The 24,829-nt window shown below is 71.1% G+C and carries 23 protein-coding genes; 8 read left to right on the plus strand and 15 right to left on the minus strand.

Going from position 1 to position 24,829, the window contains the following annotated elements; translation table 11 throughout:
• The first annotated feature begins 46 nt into the window (after nucleotides 1-46).
• Nucleotides 47-982, plus strand: coding sequence for a helix-turn-helix domain-containing protein (locus ACIQ9E_RS07980; protein ID WP_403703673.1), 936 nt, complete (start codon nucleotides 47-49; stop codon nucleotides 980-982).
• A 112-nt stretch (nucleotides 983-1,094) separates the two neighbouring features.
• On the opposite strand, the gene ACIQ9E_RS07985 is transcribed toward ACIQ9E_RS07980, so the two are convergent.
• On the minus strand, nucleotides 1,095-2,015 hold the full coding sequence (locus ACIQ9E_RS07985; protein WP_403703676.1) for an NADP-dependent oxidoreductase: 921 nt from the start codon (nucleotides 2,013-2,015) through the stop codon (nucleotides 1,095-1,097).
• Nucleotides 2,016-2,092: 77 nt separating this feature from the next.
• Here ACIQ9E_RS07985 and ACIQ9E_RS07990 point away from each other — a divergent pair, with 77 nt between their 5' ends.
• A complete protein-coding gene (locus ACIQ9E_RS07990; RefSeq protein ID WP_403703679.1) occupies nucleotides 2,093-2,515 on the plus strand; it encodes a winged helix-turn-helix transcriptional regulator in 423 nt (140 codons plus the stop codon).
• 37 nt (nucleotides 2,516-2,552) lie between these two features.
• Here the strand turns inward: ACIQ9E_RS07990 and ACIQ9E_RS07995 are convergent, their stop codons facing one another.
• The 4 genes from ACIQ9E_RS07995 to ACIQ9E_RS08010 all read right to left on the minus strand — a co-directional run bounded on the left by ACIQ9E_RS07995 (nucleotide 2,553) and on the right by ACIQ9E_RS08010 (nucleotide 5,441).
• On the minus strand, nucleotides 2,553-2,936 hold the full coding sequence (locus ACIQ9E_RS07995; protein WP_403703682.1) for a gamma-glutamylcyclotransferase family protein: 384 nt from the start codon (nucleotides 2,934-2,936) through the stop codon (nucleotides 2,553-2,555).
• Nucleotides 2,937-3,268: 332 nt separating this feature from the next.
• Nucleotides 3,269-4,150: an ABC transporter permease gene (locus tag ACIQ9E_RS08000; RefSeq protein ID WP_403703685.1), complete on the minus strand. Its 882-nt coding sequence runs from the start codon at nucleotides 4,148-4,150 to the stop codon at nucleotides 3,269-3,271.
• Nucleotides 4,110-4,979 (minus strand): ABC transporter ATP-binding protein, encoded by an 870-nt coding sequence (locus tag ACIQ9E_RS08005; protein WP_403703688.1) that lies wholly within the window; start codon nucleotides 4,977-4,979, stop codon nucleotides 4,110-4,112. Before ACIQ9E_RS08005 ends, ACIQ9E_RS08000 begins: the two co-directional genes overlap by 41 nt.
• Before the next feature lie 3 nt (nucleotides 4,980-4,982).
• Nucleotides 4,983-5,441 (minus strand): MarR family winged helix-turn-helix transcriptional regulator, encoded by a 459-nt coding sequence (locus tag ACIQ9E_RS08010; RefSeq protein WP_403703691.1) that lies wholly within the window; start codon nucleotides 5,439-5,441, stop codon nucleotides 4,983-4,985.
• Between the two features lie 872 nt (nucleotides 5,442-6,313).
• On the opposite strand from ACIQ9E_RS08010, the gene ACIQ9E_RS08015 reads away from it, so the two are divergent.
• The 3 genes from ACIQ9E_RS08015 (at nucleotide 6,314) to ACIQ9E_RS08025 (ending at nucleotide 8,819) form a co-directional block, all read left to right on the plus strand.
• Entirely contained in the window at nucleotides 6,314-6,691 is a 378-nt protein-coding gene (locus ACIQ9E_RS08015; RefSeq protein ID WP_403703694.1) for a hypothetical protein, read from the plus strand.
• A 538-nt stretch (nucleotides 6,692-7,229) separates the two neighbouring features.
• Complete coding sequence (locus tag ACIQ9E_RS08020; RefSeq protein WP_403703697.1) at nucleotides 7,230-7,742, plus strand: FBP domain-containing protein; 513 nt, start codon at nucleotides 7,230-7,232, stop codon at nucleotides 7,740-7,742.
• Between the two features lie 327 nt (nucleotides 7,743-8,069).
• Complete coding sequence (locus tag ACIQ9E_RS08025; RefSeq protein ID WP_403703700.1) at nucleotides 8,070-8,819, plus strand: hypothetical protein; 750 nt, start codon at nucleotides 8,070-8,072, stop codon at nucleotides 8,817-8,819.
• 192 nt (nucleotides 8,820-9,011) lie between these two features.
• Here ACIQ9E_RS08025 and ACIQ9E_RS08030 read toward each other — a convergent pair whose 3' ends face one another.
• The 8 genes from ACIQ9E_RS08030 to ACIQ9E_RS08065 all read right to left on the minus strand — a co-directional run bounded on the left by ACIQ9E_RS08030 (nucleotide 9,012) and on the right by ACIQ9E_RS08065 (nucleotide 19,556).
• Complete coding sequence (locus ACIQ9E_RS08030; RefSeq protein ID WP_403703702.1) at nucleotides 9,012-10,229, minus strand: GNAT family N-acetyltransferase; 1,218 nt, start codon at nucleotides 10,227-10,229, stop codon at nucleotides 9,012-9,014.
• Between the two features lie 50 nt (nucleotides 10,230-10,279).
• Complete coding sequence (locus tag ACIQ9E_RS08035; protein ID WP_403703705.1) at nucleotides 10,280-11,398, minus strand: peptidase C39 family protein; 1,119 nt, start codon at nucleotides 11,396-11,398, stop codon at nucleotides 10,280-10,282.
• A gap of 86 nt (nucleotides 11,399-11,484) precedes the next feature.
• Nucleotides 11,485-13,587 carry an iron ABC transporter permease gene (locus tag ACIQ9E_RS08040; protein WP_403703708.1) on the minus strand — a complete coding sequence of 701 codons (2,103 nt, stop codon included), beginning with the start codon at nucleotides 13,585-13,587 and terminating at the stop codon, nucleotides 11,485-11,487.
• On the minus strand, nucleotides 13,584-14,648 hold the full coding sequence (locus ACIQ9E_RS08045; RefSeq protein ID WP_403703710.1) for an iron-siderophore ABC transporter substrate-binding protein: 1,065 nt from the start codon (nucleotides 14,646-14,648) through the stop codon (nucleotides 13,584-13,586). Before ACIQ9E_RS08045 ends, ACIQ9E_RS08040 begins: the two co-directional genes overlap by 4 nt.
• Nucleotides 14,649-14,784: 136 nt before the next feature.
• Complete coding sequence (locus tag ACIQ9E_RS08050; protein ID WP_403703713.1) at nucleotides 14,785-15,651, minus strand: ABC transporter ATP-binding protein; 867 nt, start codon at nucleotides 15,649-15,651, stop codon at nucleotides 14,785-14,787.
• Between the two features lie 119 nt (nucleotides 15,652-15,770).
• Nucleotides 15,771-16,646: a helix-turn-helix domain-containing protein gene (locus ACIQ9E_RS08055; RefSeq protein ID WP_403704058.1), complete on the minus strand. Its 876-nt coding sequence runs from the start codon at nucleotides 16,644-16,646 to the stop codon at nucleotides 15,771-15,773.
• 139 nt (nucleotides 16,647-16,785) lie between these two features.
• Nucleotides 16,786-18,939 (minus strand): MMPL family transporter, encoded by a 2,154-nt coding sequence (locus ACIQ9E_RS08060; RefSeq protein WP_403703716.1) that lies wholly within the window; start codon nucleotides 18,937-18,939, stop codon nucleotides 16,786-16,788.
• Nucleotides 18,940-19,061: 122 nt separating this feature from the next.
• A complete protein-coding gene (locus ACIQ9E_RS08065; protein WP_403704061.1) occupies nucleotides 19,062-19,556 on the minus strand; it encodes a MarR family winged helix-turn-helix transcriptional regulator in 495 nt (164 codons plus the stop codon).
• Between the two features lie 410 nt (nucleotides 19,557-19,966).
• Between ACIQ9E_RS08065 and ACIQ9E_RS08070 the strand changes: the two genes are divergently transcribed.
• On the plus strand, nucleotides 19,967-20,695 hold the full coding sequence (locus ACIQ9E_RS08070) for a S1 family peptidase (protein ID WP_403703719.1): 729 nt from the start codon (nucleotides 19,967-19,969) through the stop codon (nucleotides 20,693-20,695).
• A gap of 297 nt (nucleotides 20,696-20,992) precedes the next feature.
• Here ACIQ9E_RS08070 and ACIQ9E_RS08075 read toward each other — a convergent pair whose 3' ends face one another.
• Together ACIQ9E_RS08075 and ACIQ9E_RS08080 are read right to left on the minus strand one after the other, a co-directional pair.
• Nucleotides 20,993-21,847 carry an alpha/beta fold hydrolase gene (locus tag ACIQ9E_RS08075; protein WP_403703722.1) on the minus strand — a complete coding sequence of 285 codons (855 nt, stop codon included), beginning with the start codon at nucleotides 21,845-21,847 and terminating at the stop codon, nucleotides 20,993-20,995.
• Nucleotides 21,848-21,865: 18 nt separating this feature from the next.
• Nucleotides 21,866-23,071 (minus strand): cytochrome P450, encoded by a 1,206-nt coding sequence (locus ACIQ9E_RS08080; RefSeq protein WP_403703725.1) that lies wholly within the window; start codon nucleotides 23,069-23,071, stop codon nucleotides 21,866-21,868.
• Between the two features lie 871 nt (nucleotides 23,072-23,942).
• Between ACIQ9E_RS08080 and ACIQ9E_RS08085 the strand changes: the two genes are divergently transcribed.
• Together ACIQ9E_RS08085 and ACIQ9E_RS08090 are read left to right on the plus strand one after the other, a co-directional pair.
• A complete protein-coding gene (locus tag ACIQ9E_RS08085; RefSeq protein ID WP_403703727.1) occupies nucleotides 23,943-24,173 on the plus strand; it encodes a hypothetical protein in 231 nt (76 codons plus the stop codon).
• Entirely contained in the window at nucleotides 24,170-24,625 is a 456-nt protein-coding gene (locus ACIQ9E_RS08090; protein ID WP_403703730.1) for a cupin domain-containing protein, read from the plus strand. The genes ACIQ9E_RS08085 and ACIQ9E_RS08090 overlap by 4 nt, the downstream gene beginning before the upstream one ends.
• Nucleotides 24,626-24,829: the final 204 nt, after the last annotated feature.

Raw genomic sequence — 24,829 nt, forward strand, 5'->3', positions numbered from 1 at the left:
ACCCCACACGATCGTCGGAAACGACATGGTGCGTACAGTTTCGGACATGCCCGCTGTTGCGCTGGCCGTCACCGACGGCATGCTCCACTACGAACTGGCCGTGGCCGTCGAGGTCTTCGGCGCCGATCTGACCCATATCGTCAGCCCCTGGTACGACTTCTCCGTCTGCGGGAACGGGCCCGTGTCCGTCGACCGCTTCCGTATCGAGCCCGACCACGGACTCGACCACCTCGTACACGCCGACACGGTGATCGTCCCCGGCTGGGCGGACACCGACCGCGAACCGCCCGGCGAACTCGTGCAGGCGGTACGCGCCGCCCATGAGGCCGGTGCCCGCGTGGCCTCCCTGTGCACCGGCGCGTTCGTCCTGGGCGCGGCCGGACTGCTCGACGGCCGGCGTGCCACCACCCACTGGGGCCACACCGGGGAACTGGCCCGGCGCCACCCGGCGGCCGCGGTCGATCCGGACGTCCTCTACGTCGACAACGGCGACGTTCTCACCTCCGCGGGCAAAGCCGCCGCCATGGACCTGTGCCTGCATCTCGTCCGGCTCGACCACGGTTCGGCCAACGCGAACAGGATCGCCCGCCGTCTGGTCGTCCCGCCCCACCGCGACGGCGGACAGGCCCAGTTCATCGCCACGCCCCTGCCCGAGCCCGGGAACCACCCTCTGGACGGTCTCTTCCCCTGGGCGCTGGAGCGACTGGACCAACCGCTGACCGTGGAAGACCTGGCCCGCCGGGCCCGGATGAGTTCGCGCCATCTCGCCCGGCACTTCAAACAGCTCACGGGCACCACACCACTGCACTGGCTCCACACCCAGCGCATCCGTCATGCGCAAGAACTCCTGGAGACCACCAACGCCACCGTCGACACCATCGCCACGGCCACCGGTATGGGTACCGCCACCACGCTGCGGCGCCATTTCCACCGCACCGTCGGCGTCCCACCGGACACCTATCGCCGCACCTTCCGCCCCTGAGCACCGTGCCGCGGAGCGGGCCCGAGGCGCAAATCCCCGTCCCGTGCGGACCGGTCCGCGCCGGGCCCGTACGGACGCCACGGCCTGCGAGGGGGTGGGGAGCGGGGGGCGGTCAGGGCACCAGGACCAGCCGACCGCGGAGCCCGCCCGCCGCCAGTCTGCGGTGTGCTGCGGCGACCTCGTCCAGCGGCATGACGTCCGCGACCCGCAGCCGGAGCCCGGCGGCGGCCAGTGCGGCGAGGCGGGGGCCGTCGGCGCGGATCCATACGTTGGCCACCCGGATGCCCCGCAGGGGTGGCGGGGCGTTGCCCAGGACGCCGACGAGGGAGCCTCCGCCGCGGACCGCGTCCAGTGCGGGTATGCCGACGGACGCCGCGTCGACGGCGGCGTGTACGCCACCGGGGACCAGACGGCGCACGGCTGCGGGGAGTTCCGCGGTACGCGGTACGAAGTGTTCCGCGCCGAGGTCGCGTACGAGTTCCTCGTCGCCGGTTCCCGCGACGGCGACCACGCGTACGCCGGCCGAGGCGGCGAGCTGCACGGTGTAGCCGCCGACGGCTCCCGCCGCTCCGGTGACCAGCAGGGTGTCGCCGGGTCTGGTGCCGGCGGTATCGAGTGCCTGGGCGGCGGTGAGCCCGCCGAGGGGCAGGGTCGCGGCGGCCACCGGGTCGGTTCCGGCGGGTACGGCGGCGATCGCGTCCGCGTCCAGTACGGCGTATTCGGCCTGGGTCTTGGCGGACAGGGGCAGCCGGTCGCAGAGACCGATCACCGTATCGCCGCGGCGGAGTCCGGAGACACCGGGGCCGAGGACGTCGACGGTACCGGCGACGTCCCAGCCGAGGCCGACGACATCGCGCCGCGGAAGCAGGCCGGCCGCGGTGAGTGCGCCGGAACGGGTCTGGACGTCCACGGGGTTGACCGTCGCGGCGGCGACCCGGACGAGGACCTGGCCGGGGCCCGGACGCGGCACCGGGATCCGGGCCACTTCGAGGACTTCCGGGCCGCCGAAGGAACGGACGATGACAGCTCTCATGTCCGCGAACCTAGAGGGCGTTACTCTCCATCAGGAAGTACGCACTCCGGAGTGCGTACCGGACCCGGGAGTGTGCCATGGCGACCCGTACCGCCGCCCAGCGCCGCCTTGAGGAGCGGGCCGCCTACGATGCCTATCTGGCCACCTGCCCGGCACGGGAACTGCTGGACCGGCTCAGCGACAAGTGGGTGAGTCTGGTGCTGACCGCGCTGGCCGGGGGGCCGCTGCGGTACAGCGACCTGAACCGGACCATCGCCGGGGTCAGCCAGAAGATGCTCACCCAGACGCTGCGCGCCCTCGAACGCGACGGTCTGCTCACCAGGACGGTGACCGCGTCGGTGCCGGTGCGGGTGGACTACCGGCTGACCCCGCTCGGCCGCAGCCTGCTGCCGGTGATGGCCGCCGTCAAGGCCTGGGCCGAGGACCATATCGAGGAGGTCCGGACCGCCCGTCTCGCCTACGACCGGGATGCGGCGGAGCCTCCCGTGTCCCCTCCTTGAGGTCCGCGGACCCCCTCGGCACCGGCGCGCCCCGATATCAGTGGTGTGCCGGATCCTCAGCGCGCTCCAGATAGACCCATGCGCGGATGCCGGAGCGGAGTGTCACCTCGCGGCGGGCGTAGTCGTCGACCTCGTACGCGTCCGCCATCGCCAGTTCGGCGTCGCTGACCGCGAATACCTGGCCCTCCACACGGTCTTCGGGGTCCGGTGAACGGACGACCATGGGATGACGGTCGGTGCCGCTGGCCCGGATCACATCCGGGTCGGTGATCAGGAGGATCGTGGTGCGGTGGCCGGGCAGCGCGTCGGGGGTGCCGTGGAGCAGGCGGCCGAACTGCGAGAGCTGGACCTCGGGCAGTTGCAGGGTGCCGTACGAGAAGAGGTGGTGGGCGGCCCGGTCGGGCACGGTCGGATCAGCCATGGGACACAGTCTCCTCCAGCGCGCCGGGACGATCGGCGGTGGGGGGCGTGCCCGCCGCTGTCACACACCCTTCAGGAGTCGGCACAACCCTTGCCGATCACACGGTGGCCGTTCCGGTTCTCACCCGGGAGTCGTGTGCCGCAGGATGCGCTCGATGTCCCACGCGTGGTGGTGTCCGTCGTGGGCGTTGTTACGTGCGACATCCGAGCCACCGTGTGCAGTCCGGCACCGGCCGGCGAACCGGCAGCGCCGAGCAGGGCCCGAGCCGGGCCATGTCGTCCACAAGACCGGTCCGTGAACCGGTCCATGGGCTCCTTCGCGGACTCGTTCGCTCACCGGGCGAGGCGGCCGAGGAGCGCGGAGGCTGCCGCGATGCCGACGGCCGCGGCGAAGGCGAGTACCCCGAAGTCGAGCGGGAGATGGGCGGGGGTGCCGATGAGCAGGCCGCGCAGGGCGTCGACCTCGTAACTGAGCGGATTGGCCTTCGCCACCGCCTGGAGCCAGCCCGGCATCAGTGCCACGGGGTAAAGGGCGTTGGAGGCGAAGAACAGCGGCATGGTGATCGCCTGGCCGATGCCCATCAGCCGGTCGCGGGTCAGGACGATACCGGCGATGCTCATCGACAGACAGGAGAAGAAGGCCGATCCGAGGACGACGACGAGGGCCACGCCCAGCAGCTTCAGCGGGTTCCAGGTGAGGGCCACGCCGAGCAGGGCGGCGATGACGACCACGACGGCTGCCTGGATCACGGCCTTGACACCGGCGGCGAAGGCCTTGCCGGTGACCAGGGCGGCCCGCGGGGTGGGGGTGACCAGGAGTTTGCTGAGCACTCCGGCGTCCCGCTCCCAGATGATCTGGATGCCGTAGAAGATGGCGATGAACATCGCCGACTGGGCGATGATCCCGGGCGCCAGGAAGTCGAGGTAGGGGACATTCCCCGTCGGTATCGCGTGGATGCGGGTGAAGGTCTCACCGAAGATCAGCAGCCACAGGGCGGGCTGGATGGCCCGGGTGTACAGCTCGGTGCGGTCGTGGCGCAGCTTCTCCACCTCGACCGCGCACATGGCGGCGACCCGGGAGAAGACCACGAGAAGGCCGGTGCGGGCGGGCGGCGCGGTACGGGCCCCGAGGCCGTCGGCGGTTCCCGCGCTCCCGCCGAGTGCGGTGACCGTGTCAGCCGAGCCGGGAGGCCGTGCGGCGGGTGCTGCGCACATCACGGAACTCCCCTCCTTCGTCGTCGAGGCTGCCGCCCGCGTGGTGGCGGAAGACGTCCTCCAGGGTGGGCCGGACCAGGCCGGTGGCGGTGGCCAGGCCGGCCTTGAGTTCGGCGGGCGTTCCCAGAGCGCGGATGCGACCCAGGTGCATGAGGGCGACCCGGTCGCAGTAGCGGTCGGCCTCCTCCATCGCGTGGGTGGTGACCAGGACGGTCATCCCGGTGGCGTGCCGCACTTCGGCGAGCCGCTGCCACACGCTGGTACGGGCGATGGGGTCCAGCCCGATGGTGGGTTCGTCGAGGATCAGCAAGCGGGGGGCGCTGACCAGGGCCTGGGCGAGTTCGAGGCGGCGGACCATACCGCCGGAGTAGGTGGCGGCCAGCCGGTGCGCGGCGTCGGTGAGGCCGACGGCGGCGAGGGCCCGGTCGACCCGGGCGGCCCGTTCGCGGCGAGGTACGTCGTACACCCGGGCGAAGAGCATCACGTTCTCCCGGCCGTTGAGAGCGGCGTCGGCGGAGAGCTGCTGAGGGACATAGCCGAGGAGCCGGCGTACCCGCATCCGCTCGCGCCGCACGTCGTGGCCGAAGACGCGGACCATGCCGGAGGGGACGGGAAGCAAGGTGGTGATCGCCCGGATGGTGGTGGTCTTGCCCGCGCCGTTGGGCCCGAGGAGGCCGAAGACCTCGCCGGGGGCGACGTCGAAGTCGACGCCGTCGACCGCGAGGGTGGCACCGAACCGGTAGGCGAGGCCCGTGCAGGCGATCGCCGGCCCGGCCGGGCCGGCGGGCTCCCCGGGGTGGGCGGCGCGGGTGGCGGGGGTCGGGGTCATGGCTCAGAGCACCTCCTCGTGGAGCCGCGCGGCCAGTGTGCGCAGCGCGGGCAGGGCCGCCACGAGGGCGGCGCGGTCGACGGTGGGGAGCTGGTCGAACCGGTCGGTCAGCAGGGCCGCGCGGTGGTCCTCCCAGGCCCGGAGGCGGCGGTCGGCCTCGGGGGTGACGGTGAGGAGGGCCGCCCGGCGGTCACGGGGGTCCGGTTCGCGGACCAGGAGGCCGACGGCGGCGAGCTGGCGTACGAGGGTGGAGACCGAGTTGCCCGCGAGCCGCAGTTCCCGGGCGGCGGCGGAGACCCGGATGCCGGGGCGCTCGGAGACGAGGCGGAGCAGTTCGGCCTGGGCGCCCAGCAGGTACGGGCCGTGCAGGGACTCGCGCACCTGGCGGCGGACCAGCCGGTTGATACCGGCGAGCAGTGCGCCCAGCTCGACCGCGGAATCGGTTCCGGGCCTGCGACCCATGACCGGCCTCCTCACCTCACCCACACCCGATATTTCACTTATATCCATATTAGCTCTGCTACAGAGGGAATGCCGGTCCCGAGAGGAGGGGCTTACGCCCCGGCGGCACTGCGCCGGACGACCGACGGCTCGGGCGGCCGCGCCTTCCGGAGCGGAAGGATCCCCTTGAGGGCGACACATGGAGCTGCGGCCCGTAACCGAGAGTCGTGCCGCAGCGGAAGGCAAGCGGTCTCGACAGCGGCACGACGACCCGTCCTTGCACGCAGGGGCGTCGAGCCGGCTCACACCCGCTCCCGGACCGTCTGCCCCGCCCCCGGAGGGCACGGGGCACTGCGGCAGAACCCGGGGGGACGGCGCGATCAGTGATGGTGACGCCTGCCATCACGGCCGCGTATTGGACTCGTGCGGGCCGATGGGCGGAGGCTGTGACAGGCCGCCGGTTCCGGTAGGCCCCGCGATCGCCGGGCGCCGCGGCCCGCGCCCGGCCCACGAACACCACCCGCCGATGACCGGTGCAGCAGACGGCCTCCAACCCCCTGAACGGCGAGCACGGCCTGCGCGACGCCCGTCCCGGCACCCCCGCCGACACGGACCCGACACGGACCCGACAGGGGTTCTCGGCACGTTCGCGCGGGAGTTGAAGAAGGCGCAATACAGCACTCCCCAGGGCGCCGAGGCCGCCCGGGACGGGCGCCCACCGGATACGGCCGCGTCCCGTGCGGACCGGCCTCTTGCCTTCGGCGGCCCAGTTGAAGAAAATCCTTTCAGTAGGTTTCTGCAAGATCTTGCATAATCGCGTCATGACGTACCACCGTCCGCGGGCCCGATGTGCTCCGACGTCGGGCTCCTTCCCGCAAGGAAAGGACAAGTCCATGTCGTTACTGAGGAAGACCGGGCAGCGCCTGGCCGCGGCAGGTGCCGTGGGAGCCCTGGCCGCTTCGGCGAGTCTGGTGATGAACACACCCCCGGCGGCCGCCGCTCCGGCCCCCGCGCTGGCCGGCGTCTTCATCTACGCCAACCCCAACTACTCGATCCCGGTGTACCCGAGCGGTGCGCCTGTGCAGGTCGCGAATCTCAGCGGCCCCGCGCAGGACAGCACCTCCTCCATAGGCAACAGCACAAACCTCCGTATGTGCTTCTACGAGCACGGGAACTACGGCGGTCTTGAGTTCAGGATCGGCCCCGGCGAGTGGTGGGCCACGCTCCCCGGGTGGATCAACGACAGGATCTCGTCCTACCGGCCCTGCTGAGGAAGCGGAATCGGCTCTCGCGACGCCGGTCCCCGTGACCCGGGTGTGGTCACGGGGACCGTGAGCGGCGGCGGCCGGCCGGGAGGAGGGCCGGCACCACCGCCCGCCGGACAGGTGGCCGATAAATCAGTTGCCACTGCTCCGGGAGGTGTTGTTAGTCTCGCCGAGTTCGTCGAACTGCTCTGGGCCCACTGCGCCCTGGAAGAGGGATTTTTATGTTTCGGCCCGCGCCGAGCGCGCCTCGCCGCACCGTCTAACCGTCCGCTGCCCTGACGTCGTCCTCGCCGGACGACGGACCGGACGTGAACCTCCGGTGCGCTGAACCAGCCCACGCCTCCCCGCCTGCGTCCATATCGCGGTCGGCGAGTGGGCCTCTTCGCCGAGCCGCTCGGCCTGCTCTTGCTGTCATGACGGACTTCTCAGCAAGGAGCACCCGAGTGTCCAGTACCCCAAGGACTCTCCCACCCCTTCCGCACGCCTTCCCGACCGGCATGTCCATCCACCCGCGGGCAACTCGCCGGGAGCTGCCATGCGCCCGATGACCAGGGACGAGGTACGCGGCGCGATCGTGAACCCGGACGGAACCGGCAACAAGGTTCGGTTGCCCACCTGGTTCGACGACGTCCGGTGGGACCGAATCGACTACCTCGGATGGCGGGACCTGCGCTCGCCGCAGCGTGCCTACCTCGTCGCCGAGGCCGACGGCCAGGCGTTGGGGGTGCTGCTGCGGCAGGCCCCGAACGACGCGGCACACGGCTCGCGCGCCATGATGTGCGACCTGTGCCGGTTCACCCGCCGGTTCAACGAGATCTCACTCTTCACCGCACGGCTCCCGTCCCGGGACAAGCGCAAACGCCTGAACACGGTGGGCCTTCTCCTCTGCACCGATCTCGACTGCGCGGTCAAGCTGCACAGCAAACCGATCCGCGGGCCTTTCGACCCTCCGGTCGAGGAAATGGTGGAGCAACGCCGTGCGGGCATGCGCTCCCGCACGATCACCTTCATCCATTCGGTGTCCGAAGGGGAACGAACCGTTCGGCAGAGCAGGTGATGGGGTTACCCATGGGGTGGCGCCGGCCTGTCCTCTGCCGTCGCGGCCGAGGACGGCCGCCCACCCCTCGGGGCCGAGCCCGCTCCCGGCTCGGCCCCGTGCCACGGGCCGGACCGCACCGTCCCGTAGTGCAAGGAGGGGGTGGACGTCGGGTTCAGGATGCGTCGCGGTCTGCTGCGGCGGCCCAGCGGCAGTGGCTGGGATCCGGGTCGTAAACGGCTGCAGCCATCAGGGCAACGAACAGCTGCTCAGGCAGACTTGCGCGTTCGAGCAAAGGCTTGCGCACCGCATGGGCGAGGCAGCCGCGGGCATGATGGAATTCCCGGTATGACAGATTGGCCGCGACTCAGCCACGCCTACGGCTCTGCCGAAGACATACCCGCCCTGCTGGCACGCATCGCGTCCGAGCCCGAGTCAGACCTCTGGAACGACCTTTGGTCGGCACTGTGCCATCAGGGCAGCGTCTACTCGGCCAGTTTCGCAGCGCTGCCCTGGCTGGCCGGCATGGCCGAGAACGAAGACCGGGGACAAGCCGTTAACGCCCTGGGTCTGGCGGGGGCCATCATGGCGCGCGCCGAGCAGCCGCATGGAGCGGGCGATGTCCGCGCACAGCACTCGGCGGAGATCGCGACCCTGCTGGCATCGGTGAACCGCCGTCTCCGGACCGCGACCGATCCCACCGAGTACATCGACCTTCTGGAGTCCATGCTCGGCTTCGAGGGCGTCGCGGGATGGAGCGAGGATCTGGCTTGGGGAATCGGGAACGAGGAATACGAGATCTCCTGTCCCGGATGTGAATCGAACCTGTTCATCGCCCTTGGTGAAAGAGGGTTCTTCTGCACCAGCGAGGACTACGCCCTGTCGGACGACACCATCGAAACCCGCCCGCTCCGGCCGACGCGCCCGGCAGACCTGGAAGGCATCGGCACGCGTCTCCACGGCATCGCACTCAACGACGGCCGGCACGAAGTCGCTCATGTGCTGACCTATGTCTTCGGGAACGCCACCTGCCCGGACTGCGAAACCGACTTCTCGGTCGCCGACCGGATCGGCGCCGACTGGGCGAGCACACAGTAGTCCCGTAGCCCGAGACCCCCGGGCACCCGCATCCCCCGAAAACGCAGGGTCATTCTGCACAGAGCTTCGGTCCTTCCCCCGCAGAGGGACGCCCGGAGCAGGACGACGCCGATGCCGACGCGCGTTACCCCGTCACGCGGGCCGGAGCCCGGCCGGACGAACCGACCCGGTGTGGGCCCGTGACAGCGGCGCTCAGAACCAGTGCAGGCAGTGCGGGGGGCCTTCGGTACGGAACAGCGCGTCCGCCGCGGCGGCGGCGCCCGGACGGCAGGCCCGGACGTGTCCCGCCCGGACGAGCGTACTGGGGGCGATACCGCCCAGATAGAGGGAGCCCAGGTCGCGCACGTCCAGCGACAGGTCGGGGTGCCGGCCGGTGGGGACACAGGACGCTCTGCCCTCGCGGACCGTCAGCAGATAGCGGTCGTGCTCGCCGAGGAACGGATCGTCCACGTCGAGGACGAGGTCGCCGTCCGTGACCCAGCCGCGTGCTGTCAGGGCGCGAGGGACATCGAGGAGACGCACCCACAGCCAGTCTGCGTGATCCCCGACCTCGCCGGCCCGGAGGTCCGCGAGCTGCCAGCGCAGCGGGTGCTCGGGCGGGATGTGCCGGAACACGACCTGTGAGACCAGGTCGTGGCCGAGGACGAACCGGGCCAGGGACGTGAAGGCCGCGTCATCGGTGGCGATGGTCTCGTCTACCGTCAGGGTGCCGCCCTCACCGATCGAGTAGCCGGCGTACCCGTCCGCCACCCCGTCGGCGTCTCGGTGGACCGCGATGTAACGCGGTGCCGAGGAGACCGGCGCCTGCCCCGCTCCCAACGCCCACCAGCGGTGCGGCCGGGACAGCGCGCCGGGCTGGGCGCGGCGGTAGCGGTCGTACACCGCTTCGAGGATTCCGCCGCACGCGGAACGCCGCATCACCTCGACCGTGCCGCTGTCCGCATCGGCCGGCGCAGGCGACCGGGGCGCCGTGAGGGCGGCTCGGTGACGCGGCACCGTCAGCCGGGTGGTGAAAGTCGCCGGTCCGTAGCCGAACCGGCCGTAGATCGGAGCCTCGGAAGCCAGCAGCACCGAGAGGAACTCCCCCCGCGCCCGCACCTCGGAGAGCTGCCGCCGCATCAACGCGCTGAGCACGCCGCGCCGCCGGTGCGAGGGCAGGACCCCGACCGCGCTCACCCCGGTGACGGGGGCGATGTGCCGGCCGGGCAGGGTGAGTTCGAAGGAGTACGCGGCTGCGGTGCCCACGGGCCGGCCGTCCTCGGACAGGGCGAGCAGACCGCGGTCCATCTCCAGCGCCGACCACCACTGTCCGGCCTCCGCGGCAGGGGCTCCGGGGAAGCGCCCGAACGCCGTGTGGATCGTGTCGACGAAGACCTCCAGGTCCTCGTCGGCCGTGGGTCGAATCTCCATCGCTGTCGTCTCCTTCCCGTAGCACCGGCAGAGTGGATCATGGTGTTCGTTCATGAGCGCGCGTCCCGCTCCTGCGGACGGCCGATGGTCACCGCACCGCGGAAGCCCTCCGGCGAGAGGACCGACATCAGGTCGAGCGACGAGTCGGGCACCGGCAGGAGATGGGCGTCGACCCAGGTGTCACCCGTCGTCGCGTTGGCCCACGGATCCTCGATCACGATGGCACCGGATACGGCGCCGTGACAGAGCACCCAGTGCGGCACGTCGAACCCCTGCATCCCGGCGAGCGACAGCAGGAGCAGTACCTGCTCGCGCCGGCCGATCGAGTCCCGGACTGCGCTCAGGGAGAGACGGTCCGGGTCCACGGGGACTCCGGTGCGCTCCGCGTCCTCCCTGGAGGCGCGCTGGAGCAGGGCCCGCCACTCCCGGTCCTTCTCCGGATAGTGGTCGAGCAGCACCGGCCCGTCCGAGTCCAGATGGACCCTGACCGGGGTTGAGGGCCGGGCCCGGTGTACGGCGACGCCCAGCCCGACGGGCTCGCACGCGAGGAAGTTGGTGGCGTCGCGCCACAGCGTCAGCTCCGCCTGCCGGTCGAGCGCCTGCCACTTCACCGTACCGGCATGTGCTCGGGCGACCAGGGCGGTGACGGCTCCGCAGGTGAAGTGCGTGGTCTGCCCGTAGTACAGAGGTGTGGTCGTGACGCCTTCGCGCAGCCAGCGGACGTAGCCGGCAGCCGGTCCGGCCGCGCCCTCCGGCTGCGTCAGCGGGGACCTCAACCCGGTGAATCCGGTGGCGGCGACGTCCTCGGCGTGTGCCGTCCACCCCTCCCACTTGACCTGTGCGAGCCCTTCGCGGTCCGCGAGGGTGACGACCGCCTCCACGGCCGCCCGCACGTCGCCGACGGCGTCGACGATTTTCAGATAGGCCGTGTGCGGGCGTGCTGTCACGAGCGCCGCAGCGGTCCACTCCTCGCCCTCGCCGCCGGGAACGGCCACGAGACGAGGCGCGTGGGCGGAGCGGTCGACGGCACGCCAGCGCCCCGACACCTCGTCACCGACGAGCGGCACCAGCCCGGACGGCAGGGCATCGGGCTCGTAGGGGACGACGAGGCTTTCCACGGGGCGCTCGGGCGCGGTGGGCCGCTCGGGCGGTTCCTGGCGGGGCGGCATCCGGTACTCCTGGCGGGGCGGCGGGGACGAGGGGCACAGAGGGAGGGGAGGGGCGAGGCGGTGGACCTGTTCCCCCTGGCGTGGGGTCATGCGCGGGACTTCCGGAGCACCCATACGAAGTACGGTCCGCCGACCAGCGCGATCATGAGGCCTGCCGGCACTTGGGCGGGGGCGACGACGGTACGGCCGAGGGCGTCCGCCACACACACCAGCAGGCCGCCGAGCAGCATCGCGACCGGGATCGAACGGCCGTGACGGGCGCCCACCAGGGAACGGGCGAGGTGCGGTGCGACGAGCCCCACGAAGCCGACGACTCCGACGGCGACCACGCTGAGCGCCGCGAGCACCGCGGCGATCGCCAGGGCGGTGAAGCGGGTGCGTTCCACCCCGACCCCGACGATACGCGGGGTGTCCTCGTCGACGGCGAGCAGATCGAGCCGGCCGCGCATGGACAGCAGAACGGGAAGGGCGAGCGCCAGGCCCATCGCGACCGGGAGGACGTCGGGGAAGGTCCGGCCGTAGGTGGTACCGGACAGCCAGGTGAAGATGCGGGGCGTGTTGTACGGGTCGGCGCGCAGCAGCAGGAAGGTGGTGACCGCGCTGAGGCCGTACCCCGTGCCGATGCCGATCAGTACGAACCGGTCGGGCAGGAATCCACCGCGCCGGGCCAGTAGGGCGATCACCGCGAACGTGATCAGTCCGGCCGCGACCGCCACCACGACGAGGACCGTCCGCCCGCCGGACAGCCCCGAGGTCGCGACGCTCGCCGCGCCGAGACCGGCGCCCGCCGTGATGCCGAGCACCCCGGGCTCCGCCAGAGGATTGCGTACCGAACTCTGTACGACGGAACCTGCCAGTCCGAGCGCCGCACCGGCCACGATCGCAGCGGTCACACGCGGGACCCGGTCGTCCAGCGCCTGGCCCACCAGGTCCGGAGCCGTGCCCTGGAGCCAGAGGACGATGTCCCCGATCCGCAGCCACAGGCTCCCCGCGAGGACGGCCGTGAGGGCCGCTCCGGCGAGCAGCGTCACAGCACCGGCCGTGACGAGGAGGAACGCGCGGCGCGAGCGTACGGCGACCCTCGCGCGCGGAGGCTGCCGGATCTGCCCCGTATCACGCATTCTCAGGGCGAGGACCACGATGACGGCGGAGCCGAGCAGTGCGGTCGGCACGCCGGTGGGGATGGAAGCGGCCCCGTCCGCCCCCTGGACGGCACGCAGGGCCGCGTCCGCGAGCAGGATGAGCAGCGCGCCGAGCAGCCCGGCCGCGGGGATCAGGAACAGGTGCCGGCGCAAGGCGTGGACACGTCCCGCGATCAGCCGGGCGAGGACGGGGGCGCCGAGACCGACGAAGCCGATCGGACCCGCCAGGGTCACCGCCGTGCTGGTCAGCAGTACCGCGCAGATCACGGCGGTCACCCGGGTGGTCCGGATCGGCACGCCGAGGGTCGACGCGGCATCGTCGCCCAGGTGCATCACGTCCAGCCGTCGGGACAGTGCCAGGGCCAGGCACAGCGTCACGGCGACGAGGGGGGCGGCGCGTACCGACGCGTCGATGTTCAGCTGCGCCAGCGAGCCGCTCCCCCAGGCGAAGAGTCCGGTCGTGTTCTGGTCGAACAGGATGAGGAACGTCCCGGTCGCCGCGTCCAGGGCCAGGGCCGTCGCCGATCCGGCGAGGACGAGGCGGGTGCCCGCGGTGCCCGCGGCTCGGCCCGAGAGGAGCAGTACGAGTGCCGCCGCGACGAGGCCTCCCGCGAAGGCGACGGCGCCCGACGCCCACAGCGGAACGGTCAGGCCGAGGGCGGCGACGAGCGCGAGGGTGAAGTAGGCCCCGGAGGTGACCGCGAGGGTGTCCGGTGAGGCGAGCGGGTTCCGGGTGACGGACTGGAGCAGCGCGCCCGCGCAGCCGAGGGCGAAGCCGACGGCGACGCCCGCGAACAGCCGCGGCAGGCGCGAGCCGGTGAGGATCTCGCCGACGGGTGCCCCGTGGGCGCTGTCACCCCTCCCGGCGAGATGGCGCACCAGGTCGCCGACGCCGACGCCCGACGTCCCCTGGGTCAGATGCCAGGCGCCGACGAGCAGGGTCGCGATGAGGAGGAGTGCCAGGACGGCCGCCCCGGCGGGGCCGCCGCCGAGACCGGCGCGTGGCGGCGGCCCCGTATCGGGGGCCACCGCGCGTACTGCGCTCACTTCTTGTCGAGTACGTCGACGTAGGCGTCGATCGCCTGCGCGCAGGAGCGCGGACCGCCGGCGCCCCAGACCCCCGCCGGGAACGCGTGGGCGCGGCCGTCCTTCACCGCGGGGAGCTTCTTCCAGATCGGGTTCTTGCGCAGCGCCGCGACGTAACCGTCCGCGCCGTCGTCGTGCGCGTAGAAGAGATTGGCGTCGCCCACGGAGGTGAGCCCCTCGACATCGGTCTGGGCCAGGCCGTAGGCGGCGTCCACGCCCCCGCTGCCGTGCTTCTTGTTGACGTCGTTGGTCCACGCCGGGGTCATGCCGAGTTCCTTGCCGATCTCGGTGAACAGGGCACCGTCCGCGTAGGGGCGTACGGTCAGGTTGCCGCCCTGGAGCCAGCCGTCGAAGAACAGGAAGTCCTTGGTCGGCAGGTTCGCGTCGGCGACCCGCTGCTTCGCCGTCGCGAGGTGCTGGTCGAACTCCTTGAGCACCTGGTCCGCCCGGTCCGTGCGCCCGGTCGCCTCGCCGATCATGCTGAACACCTTCCGCATGTTCCCGATCGGGTCCTTCGGGTCCGCCCCCCGGGTGGCCATCACGGGAACGCCCCGCTTCTCCAGCTTCTTGATCATCTCGTCCTTCGCGTCGAAGGCCTCCACGACGATGAGATCGGGCTCGGCCCCGTAGAGGGTGTCGAGATCGGGCTCCTCCCGGGTGCCGATGTCCGTCACACCGGCGGGCAGCTTCTCGGCGCTGGTCCAGGTGCGGTATCCCTTGGCGTCGGAGACCGCGGTGGGGGTGATGCAGAGGGTCAGCGCGTCTTCGACCTGCTGCCATTCGAGGACCGCGATCCGCTTGGCGGGCTTGGCGAGATCTATTTGGCGGCCGACGCCGTCCTTGAAGGAGACCGGCTTCGTCGAGGTGGTCGTGGTGTCCTGGGCGCAGTCCTTCGACGCGGGGGACGCGTCGGTGCCGCTGCCGGCCGTCGCCTTGTCGACGTCGGTCGTTCCGCAGGCGGTCACCGCGAGCAGCGCGAGTCCGGTCGAGGCTGACAGCACCAGGCGACGGGCACGGTTCATGGGGATTCCTCTTTCGCGGGTGATGAGGGTGGTGAGGGTGATGACGGCGACGCGGAGAGGGCGCGTCGGTGTCTTCGGGGGCGGCTCGCCGCGGGGAACCGGCCGGTGCGGCGTTCCGGGAGGCGCGCCTCCGTGTTCAGGAGAGGTGACGTCCGAGCGGATCGATACGGAGCCGCCCCGTCCGGGGGTCGACGTCCACCTCGACGCGGATGTCGTAGACCTCGCCGATGTTCTCGGCGGTGAGGACATCGGCCGGTGCGCCGGCCGCGTACACCCGGCCCGAGCGCATGAGGACGACGGTGTCCGCGATCCGGGAGGCCTGATCGAGGTCGTGCAGGACGATCCCGACCGCGATGCCGTGCTCCTCGACGAGGTCCCGGACCAGATCGAGCGTCTCGAACTGGTAGCGCAGGTCGAGGTGGTTGGTCGGCTCGTCGAGCAGGACGACGCCGGTGTCCTGGGCCAGACAGGCCGCGAGCCAGACCCGTTGCATCTCCCCGCCGGAGAGTTCTCCGACCTGCCGTCCGGCCATGTCCCGTACTCCGGTGACCCGCATGGCGCGGTCGACGGCGCTCCGGTCCTCGGCGCTCGTTCCGGCGAAGCCGCGCCGGTAGGGATGGCGCCCGAACGCGACGACCTCCGCGACCGTCAGCCCCTGGGGAACGGGCCTCGCCTGGGAGAAGAGCGTGACCTCGCGTGCGAAGTCCCGGGAGCTGAGCAGAGCCACGTCGCGCTCGGGCTCTCCCCCGACGCCGCCGAGCGTCACCCGGCCGGCGTCCACCCGGTGCAGTCGGGACAGGGCGCGCAGCAGCGTGGACTTCCCACTGCCGTTCGGCCCCACCAGGGCGGTCGCCCGGCCGGGTGCCAGGGCGACCGAGACACTGTGCACGACAGGTTTGCCGTCGTAGCGCAGCAGCAGGTCGTGCCCGGTGAGCGCGGCCGGCGGAGCGGCGGCGGGGGTGGCCGCGGGCTTCCCGGCAGACCGGAAGAGACTTGTGAACACGGAGTTGTCCGGACGGTCGGAGGGGCGGGGACTGCGGCAACCTCTGTCCGGTGTCACCGGGCAGGCCGCGCGCTCGCCCGTGCACGGCAGCGCCGCACCCGGAGAACAGCAACTAAGGGTTACCTAACTCGGTGAACCATATATTCCGCTTGCTGTGGCGACAATCCGGAGTTCTGGTCACGCGATACGGAATTCCGGACATGCCCTGGCGGGCCGGCCGCCGCATCGGCGAAAGCGCCCGGTGTGGTCCCCATGACCCGCCGGAAGGCGACGATGAAAGAGCTGGGCTGCGCATAGCCGAGCACCTCGGAAACCGTTGTCACGTCGATGCCGTCGGCGAGGAGCATCAGCGCCCGGTGCACCCGCAGCATCTGGCGCCACTGGGCGAACGGAAGCCCCGTCGCCCGGCGGAAGGCACGGGTGATCGTACGGTCGCTGGTTCCCAGCAGCCGTGCCCACTCCTCCAGGGAGCGGCCGTCCGAGGGATCGTCCAGCAGGGCCTCGGCGATGGCGTCGATCCGCGGATCGCCGGGCAGCCGCAGCGCGAACTGGCGTTCAGAGGGCCGGATCACATCGAAGACCACCGACTCCGCCCGCACCCTCGCCGCCACGTCGAGATCCGCGGCGGACAGATGGGTCAGCAGCGACTCCAGCAGAGTCGTCATCGTGATCGCCATGGGCCGCGTGAACGCGAACGGTATGCGATCGGGAGCGAAGAAGGCGCTGAACAGCTCCGCACTCGCCGTCGCCCGGCCCTCGTGGACCATTCCGGCGGGCATCCACAACCCGTACCCCTCGACCACGGTGTGGACGCGGTCCCCCACACGGGACGTCAGCGTTCCCCCGCGCACCCAGACCAGCTCGTGCAGGGGATGCGCGTGGGCCGACCACTCCGTGGGGGCGGGCACGATCCGGGATGCGGCGAGGATGGCGGACGCCGACTCGGGGACCGGCTCGGCCTGCCGGACCACGGTGCCCGCCTCGCGCCGCCACATCCCGGGGGACGCTTGAACCATGACGAGAAGTCTATCGGCGCCCCGGTCCGGACAGATTTCGGAGCTTTCGCCCATATCAGGGTGAGTTTGGCGGGACGCCGGCCCGGTCACTCGCCCCCGTTGGCCCCCGGGCGGACCCCTACGCCCGGGGGCGGCGGCGGAAGCCGGCCGGGCCACCGGGCCACCAGGCGGGCTCGCCCAGGCTCCGCACCAGGGCGGGGACCAGCAGCGAGCGGACGACCAGAGTGTCCAGGAGCACGCCGAACGCCACGATGAAGGCGATCTGCATCAGGAACGCCAGAGGAATCACCCCCAGTGCCGCGAACGTCGCCGCCAGGACCACTCCGGCCGAGGTGATCACTCCGCCGGTGGCCACCAGACCGTGGCGCAGGCCCTCCCGCGTGCCGAGGCGGATCGACTCCTCGCGGACCCGGGACATCAGGAAGATGTTGTAGTCGACCCCGAGCGCCACCAGGAAGACGAATCCGTAGAGCGGCACCGAGGCGTCCGTGCCGGTGAAGTCCAGAACGTGGGTGAAGAGCAGGGACGCGACCCCGAGCGTGGCGAAGAAGTTCAGTGCGACCGTCGCCACCAGGAGCAGCGGCATCAGCAGGGAGCGCAGCAGCGCCGTGAGGATGACCAGGATGATGGCCAGGACGACCGGCACGATCAGGGTGCGATCGGCCGCCGCCGTCCGCTGAGTGTCGATCCGCTGGGCGGTGACCCCGCCCACCAGCGCGTCGGCGTCGGGCACCGCGTGGACGGCCTCCCGCAGTGCGTCCACGGTCCGTTCGGCCGCTTCGCTGTCGGCGGGGTCGGCCAGGGTGACGTCCAGCCGTATCCGGCCCTCGGCGATCTGCGGCGGGCCGCCGGGTGCGCCACCGGCGGTCGCCGGGAGGACGGCGGCGACGCCCGGCACCTGCCGGGCGGCGGCGGCGATCGGCTCCAGGGCGCCGGCGCGCGCGACCACCACGGCGGGGCTGCCCGAGCCGCCCGGGAAGTGCTCGCCGAGTACGGCCTGTGCGGTCACGGAGGGCACGTCGCCGACGAAGGTCTCGTCCAGCGGCACCCCGCGCGAGGTCAGGTTCGGGGCGAATGCCGCGCAGACGAGCAGCGCCGTCAGGGTGCCGGCCCAGACCCGGCGCGGCGCCCGGTCCACCAGGCCGGCGATCCGGCGCCAGATCCGGTGCGATCCGGTCGCCCTCGCCGGGTCGTCCCGGTCGTCACGATCATCCCGATTGCCCTGGTTGCCCCGGTGGGGCCGTGCGGGCCAGTAGGCCGCGCGGCCGAGGAGGACGAGCACGGCGGGGAGGAAGCTGAGCGCCGCCGCCACCGCGCAGACGATGCCGATGGCGCCGACGGGCCCCAGCGCACGGTTGTTGGTCAGATCGCTCAGCAGCAGCGCGGGCAGCCCCAGCGCCACGGTGGCAGCGCTGGCCAGTACCGGCCCGGCCGTACGCCGCAGGGCGGCCCGCATCGCCGGCGTACGGTCGTCCCCCCGCTCCAGCTCTTCGCGGTATCTGGCCGTCAGGAGCAGTGCGTAGTCCGTGGCCGCCCCGATCACCAGGATCGACAGAATGCCCTGGACCTGGCCGTCGACCCGCACGATTCCCCGTGCGGCGAGCGCGTACACCACCGCGCAGGCGAGGGCGAGCGCGAACACGGCGGCCACGATGATCAGCAGCGGCAGCAGGACGCTGCGGTAGACCAGCAGCAGGATGACGAGCACCGTGGCCAGGGCCACGCCCAGCAGCAGACCGTCGATCCCGGCGAACGCGTTCTTGAGGTCCGCCTGGGCGGCCGCCGGACCCGCGAGATGGACGGTGGTCCCCGGCACCGTGCGGGCCGTGGCCCCGATCGCGTCCAGGGCGTCCGCCAGACCGTCGTCGAGATCGGTCCGCAGCGGCACCACCGCCCGCAGGGCGCGGCCGTCGTCCGATACGAGGGCGGGGGACGGGTTTCCGGCGAGTGCGCGGGAGCCGTCGAGCCCGTCCAGGGCACGGGTGGCGTCCGCGCGCGCCGTCTCGCGCAGCGGGCCGCCCCCGGGCGCGGTCCACACCACGACGAGTGGCACGGTGTCGTTCTGCCTGAAGTCCTTCTGCGCGTCGACGACCCGGGTCGACTCGGCGGTACGGGGCAGAAACGCGGCCTGGTCGTTGGTGGCGACCTCGCCGAGCTTCCCCGCGTACGGGCCGAGCATCCCGCCGACCCCCAACCAGACGGCGACGAGGAGCAGCGGGATCAGCAGACGGGCGGCGCGGGAGGACCGGGCGGGGCGGGCGGTTCGGGGCATGGAGGACACATCCGCTGTCTCGACGGGCAACTGACGGGCGACGGGCGAATTATCTTGATGGAGTGAGACATTCGGATCGTAGGTGATGCCGGTGTCCTCGGCCGCACCCACCCCGCACCCCGTTACGCCGCCGGGCCCGGGGGCTCCTCCAGCCGGGCCAACTCCTCGCTGAAGGCGGTCAGGAACCTCAGCACCACGTCGAGTTCCTCGTCGTCGAACCGGCCTCGCGCGCGCTCCCCCGCCACCGCCAGAGGACGGAAGAAGGCCCGCGCTGCCAGCCGCGCCTCGTCCACGTACTCGACCCGGACCACCCGCCGGTCCGTCTCGTCACGGGTACGGCGGATATGACCGGCACGCTCCAGCCGGTCCAAACAGGCGGTCACCGCGCCGGACGTCAGCCCCAGCCGCGTCCGCAGCAGCCCCGGGGTCACCGGCTCCTCCGCGTCCAGTACCGCGGCGAGCGCACTCATGTCCGTGGCATGCAGTCCCTGGGCTGTCGCGAAGGCGTCCGTCAGCCGGTTGATCCCGCCGTTCACCCGCCGCAGGGAGACGGCCAGCGCCCTCAGCCGCTCCGGCGCCACCGCGCCACCGTCCTTCTCGCCGTCCACGCCCGGCAGCGTACCGGCCGACTGTCGGCGAGGCCGCCGGTGCGGCTGCGTACACCCCATGTCGTGTCGTCCGGAACGAGCCACGCGATAGTCGGATCATCCGATCACGTGTCCCACGCTTCGCCGATTCGGATGAGGCTTGGCATCTTCAGCTCCTGAGCGGGTCAAACTCCGGGAGGGCGCGTGGCGTTTGGTGGAGAGCCATAGCGTGAGGTTCCTCCGGTCGGACCGGATCGGTCACGCCGGCCCTGCGGCGGCTTGGTCCATTCCAGGCAGCGACTGCTTCGACCTCCACAGCACCACAGCCCACTCCTGTTGTTCGGCGACTGATGGGACCTTTCATGCGAATCCTCCGGAACCTCTGGTCTGCCGTAGTACTCGCGTTATCCGCGGCCTTGCTGGCCCCGACCGCTCCGGCGGTGGCTGCGCCGCCACCGGTCATCGGCGGGAAGCCGGCATCCATCACGACCGCGCCCTACACCGCGTTCATCCGCGTCAACGGCTACGACTGGAAGCGGTGCGGAGGAACCATCGTCGCCCCGCGCAAGATCGTCACGGCAGCCCACTGCGTCCGCACGGCCTACAACCCCACGAAAGACCTTGAGGTGTTCACCGGCCGCACCAAGCCCATCCAGGACACGGGCGGCAGCGTGGCCAAGGTCATCCGGGCATGGGTCCACCCCGACTACAACCAGCCCCCCAACCCCAACAACCACGACATCGCCGTCCTCACCCTCGACCGCGACGCCGTGGGCCGCCCTCTCGCCCTGCCCGCGCAGGGCGAGACCGCCTTCACCACCCCCGGCACCACCGGTGCCCTCTACGGCTGGGGCCTGACCCGCGACGGAGACGTCACCAGCGTCTCCGACGGTCTGCTCACCCTGAACGAATCCGTGCTCCCCGACCGTGACTGCACCAGTATCGACTCCAACTACAACGCGTCGACCATGCTCTGTGCGGCCGGCACACCCGGCACCACCGGCTTCTGCAGCGGCGATTCGGGCGGCCCCCTGGTCATCGGCAACAAGCTCGCCGGCGTGATCGCCTTCAGCTACATCGGGGGCTGCGCAACCCAGGGGAAGGCCGACTTCTACATGCGCGCCTCCGCCTACACCACGCTGATCAATCAGCAGATCAACACCCCCTGACGCGAGGCACCACACGCGCCCCGAGGCCCGTCCTCAAACAGACCTTGCCCGAAGCTGGAACAACGCGAGGGTGACCGCCGGCTCGCGCGAGCCGGCGGTCACCCTCGCATCCGGTAGTGATGCGGCAGACCTTCCGGCACCACCGCGAACAAGCACCGCGCCTTCTCGAAGTGGCCAGGACTTCGTTCAAGGCCACCACCCGCGGTATCTGCTCGTCGTCGGCCGCCGACAGGCCCCGAATCCCGGAGGGGGAGGCGGAGTCGGCTCGGTCAGCTGTCCGGTGGCGCCAGGCTTCGGCTACGGCGACTTCACGATTCCGGCGATGTAGGGCTCGACAGCCTCCCTCCAGGCGGTCGGATTGTCGTAATGGAGGATGTGTCCGGCGTCCGGGACCAGAGCAAATTCTCCGCCGGTCAGCCGCTGGGTCATCGCCCGCTGCCCCTCGGCCGGAAAGTAGCTGTGCTCCCCGGCGACGACGAGCGCGGGGCATTCCACGGTGTCGAGTTCGTGCGAGTGGTCCCTGCCGTTCCAGTGTGTACGGCAGGCGAGCATGGTTTCCCGTGTCGCCAAGGGCCAGTGGCCGTCCGGGCGCTCGGTGAAGAGTTCGGTGAAGTAGTCGCCGCCGCCGTGCGGCCGGTGCTCCGGCTGGTGGCCGGAGAAGAAGCGGGCGAAGCTGTCGCCTCCGAAGTACTCCCGGACCTCGGCGAGGGTCTGGAAGGGGACCGGCCAGTCGGCCATCCAGGCTTTCCAGTTCTCCTGTGTGTCGGCGACGACGGCGGCCATGTCCCCCAGGACCAGGGCCTTGGCCAGCTCAGGACGCCGGCCGGCAAGCTGCCAGGAGGTGACCGAGCCCATGGAGTGCCCGATCAGCACGGCCGGGGCCAGGTCGAGCGCCTCGATGACGGCAATCGCGTCGGCCACATGCGCGGACCGGTCGTACGGGGCGGCGGGGGCATCGCTGAAGCCGTGGCCCCGGGCGTCGTAGGCCACGACCCGGCCATGGCGGGTCAGCCACGGCACCGTGCCCGACCAGGTGTTCGCCCGGCCCATCATGCCGTGCAGCAGAAGAATGCCCGGGCCTTCGCCGCCGAAATCGGTGACAGCGAGAGTGGTGCCGTCGGAACTGGTTACCTGCCTGCGCCGGATGGTCATTCTGTTTCCTTTCTCCGGTCAGCGTGAGACGGTGAGCGACCGGTGGCCGTAGAAGCCGAAGTTGGTGTTCCACACGGGTGGTGTGCTGATCCGGAGATCCGGCATACGGCTGTAGAGGGTCTCCAGTGCCATACGGGTCTGGATTCTCACCAGCCCGCCTCCGATGCAGTAGTGCGGCCCCAGGCCGAAGGCCACATGGCGGGCTTCCCGGCGAGTGATCCGCAGTTCGTCCGGGTCACGGAAGTGTGCCGGATCGCGGTTGGCCGATCCGGCGAACAACATCACGACCTGCCCCTTCTGGATGCGATTCCCTTGGTAGGTAAAGGTCTCAGCGGCTCTTCTGCCGATGTACTGCACCGGAGTGTCGTGCCGGAGGAACTCTTCGACGGCGCGCGGCCAGAGGGCCGGCCGGGAGAGCAGGAGCCGGAGTTGGTCCGGTGCTCGGTGCAGCGCCCAGACGGCATTGCCGATCAGATAGCGCGTCGGCTCCAGTCCGGCGAACATGAGAAGCATGCACTGGGCGCGGACTTCGTGTTCGGTGAAAGCGAAGCCGTCGGTCCGGGTTCCGGTCATTGCTCCGATCAAGGACTCCGGCCGGCGGACCTGATCGGTGGAGAGAAGGGTCAGGTATGCGGAGAAGGCCTGCAGGCTCGCCCGCCCTCGTGCCATATCCGCTCTCGTGAGGGTGCCGGCGCCGAACAGGTAGGCGATATCGTCCGACCACCGGGCGAGCCGCTCGTGGTCTTCTTCGGGGGCACCGAGCAGCCGGCTGATCACTCTGGCCGGCAGTGGCCGGGCGAAATCGGCGATCAGATCGACCGTCGGCCGGTCGCCCCACCGGGTGAGGAGCTGATCGATCACATCCTGGACCACGGCCTTGATCCGGGCCGGTTCCAGGACCCGGAACACCTGGTCCAGATGGTGTCTGCGCAGGGCGTGTTCCTCGCCGTCGAAGAACGCCACCCAGTCGCTCAGCACCGGAACGATATCGGCGAACTGGTCACGTTCCTCCGCCGGCAGGGCGAGCAACGGGAGCGCGGCACGGTCATTGGTGAGCCGGGGATCCCGAAGCAGCTCCGTCACATCGTCGAGCGAGAAGATTCCCCAGGATCCTCCGTACATCTGCGAGTAATGCACGGGTTCCTCGGCCCGAATCCTGCGATAGGCGGGATAAGGGTCGGCGCAGAGGGCCGGATTGCTCAAATGGAAAAGATGATCGTCCATCACGCTCTCGATAGAGGTTACCGACCCGCTCCGCGTACGGCCGGACAGGTGAGTTCGCGTTCATACAACAGGGCACGTGCGGAAGGCTGCGCCATGGCCGGAGACCTTGTGGACGGCTCGCTGAGGGCTGTCAAGAGGCCGAGGTGTACCGGACCTTAGAGCCGGACCTGCCACCACAGCCATCCCCCTCAGGAAGGAAGAACGGCAGAAACGGTTGACTCGGAGGTGATGGCCCGTTCGGACCACGGAGTTCTCCTGGGACCGTTGCTCAGCGCGGTGGGCATGGCGGCTGCGGGCAGCAATTAACGACACTTTCACGCCAATCCGACTTTTACGCCGAAAGAGTGTGCAGGGTGTGGACGCTTCCGCTGAAGCCGCACCGGCGGGCCTTCCCGGGAGGGGGAAGGCGTCGTGGCACCCCCCTTCCGGGTCAAGTCCACCGCCTGCGCCTGTGCGGTGTCGCATGCCTCGGCGAGCGGGTGGAACGCCCTGCTCGCTCGGGTGGGAATGCCGTCGTCATCGGCGAGAACGACCGGATCCACTCGGGCGCGCCGACGGGCGCGTACGACGGCCCTCTCCGGCCGCTTGTCGGGGTGTGGACCGGTTGCACCGAGGGGCGTTGCAGCGGCCCGAGGAGAACGGCGTCCGGCAGCTCATGCCGTTCTCCGGCGACACTTGTCTCCGGCTGTGCCGGTGCGCCACCCGCACCCACGCGTTCCGGTCCTGGACGGAGATGCGGCTGCGGCTGCGGCCGGATCGACACCGGGACAGCGGAACGGAAACGCGTCCCGCGCACGCGGGCCCGTCCGTCCTCGGCCGCCCACCGGCTCCCCGGAGGGTGGATGTCACCGTGCCGGCCGACGGGCGGCCGGTGAACTTCCATGATAGGGACAGCATCAGGAACGTCCACTCCGATCCGGTCCACGACGGCATGCTCACCGGTGCCTGTGCCGTCGCTGCCCGTCCGGCACCACCCGGCCCCGATCCGGCCCGGGCCGACACGGTCCTGGAACGGTCCGGACTTCCGGAGGACCACTACGGGCGCTACGGTCCGGCCACCGGCACCGGGCCCACCGCGCGGAAAGGCACCGACCGTCGATGACCCCCCGCCCCGATACCGCCCGTCTGCTGGATCTGCGGCCTCACCCCGAGGGCGGCTGGTACCGCAGGATCTACACCTCCCCTGTCACTCTGACCCTCCCGGCGGGCCGTGGTGAGCGGCCCTCGGCCACGCTCATCCACTATCTGCTCGCGCCCGGGGAGGAATCCCACTGGCACACCGTAGCCGGCGACGAGATCTGGCTCTGGCACGGCGGGGGCCCGCTCACCCTGCGCATCACCCCGCCGGGCCCCGCACCCACCGCACCCACCGTACCCACCGAGCATCTCCTGGGACCCCATACAGCCCCCGGCACCACCCTCCAGGCCCTGGTCCCGGCCGGTCACTGGCAGAGCGCCCGCCCCTCGGAGGACCGCGAGACCCTGGTGAGCTGTCTGGTGACACCCGGCTTCGACTTCGCCGACTTCACCCTCCTCACCCCGGACGAGGCCTGAAGGCCATTCCCGCCGCAGACCACAGCAGCCGAGCGGCGCCTGCCACCGCCGGCGGCTGCCCGTCTCCGCACGGACTCCCGGACAGCACGTCGTTTACGGGACAGCACTGCACGCGGGGACTCAGGACATAGCGCGCTTGAGCTGGGCGTTGCGGTCTCCGGCGAGGAGATCGGCCGCCGGCGCATCCGCACTCGGTTCCCGCTG

The sequence above is a fragment of the Streptomyces sp. NPDC094448 genome (assembly GCF_044763775.1).
Classification (GTDB): domain Bacteria; phylum Actinomycetota; class Actinomycetes; order Streptomycetales; family Streptomycetaceae; genus Streptomyces.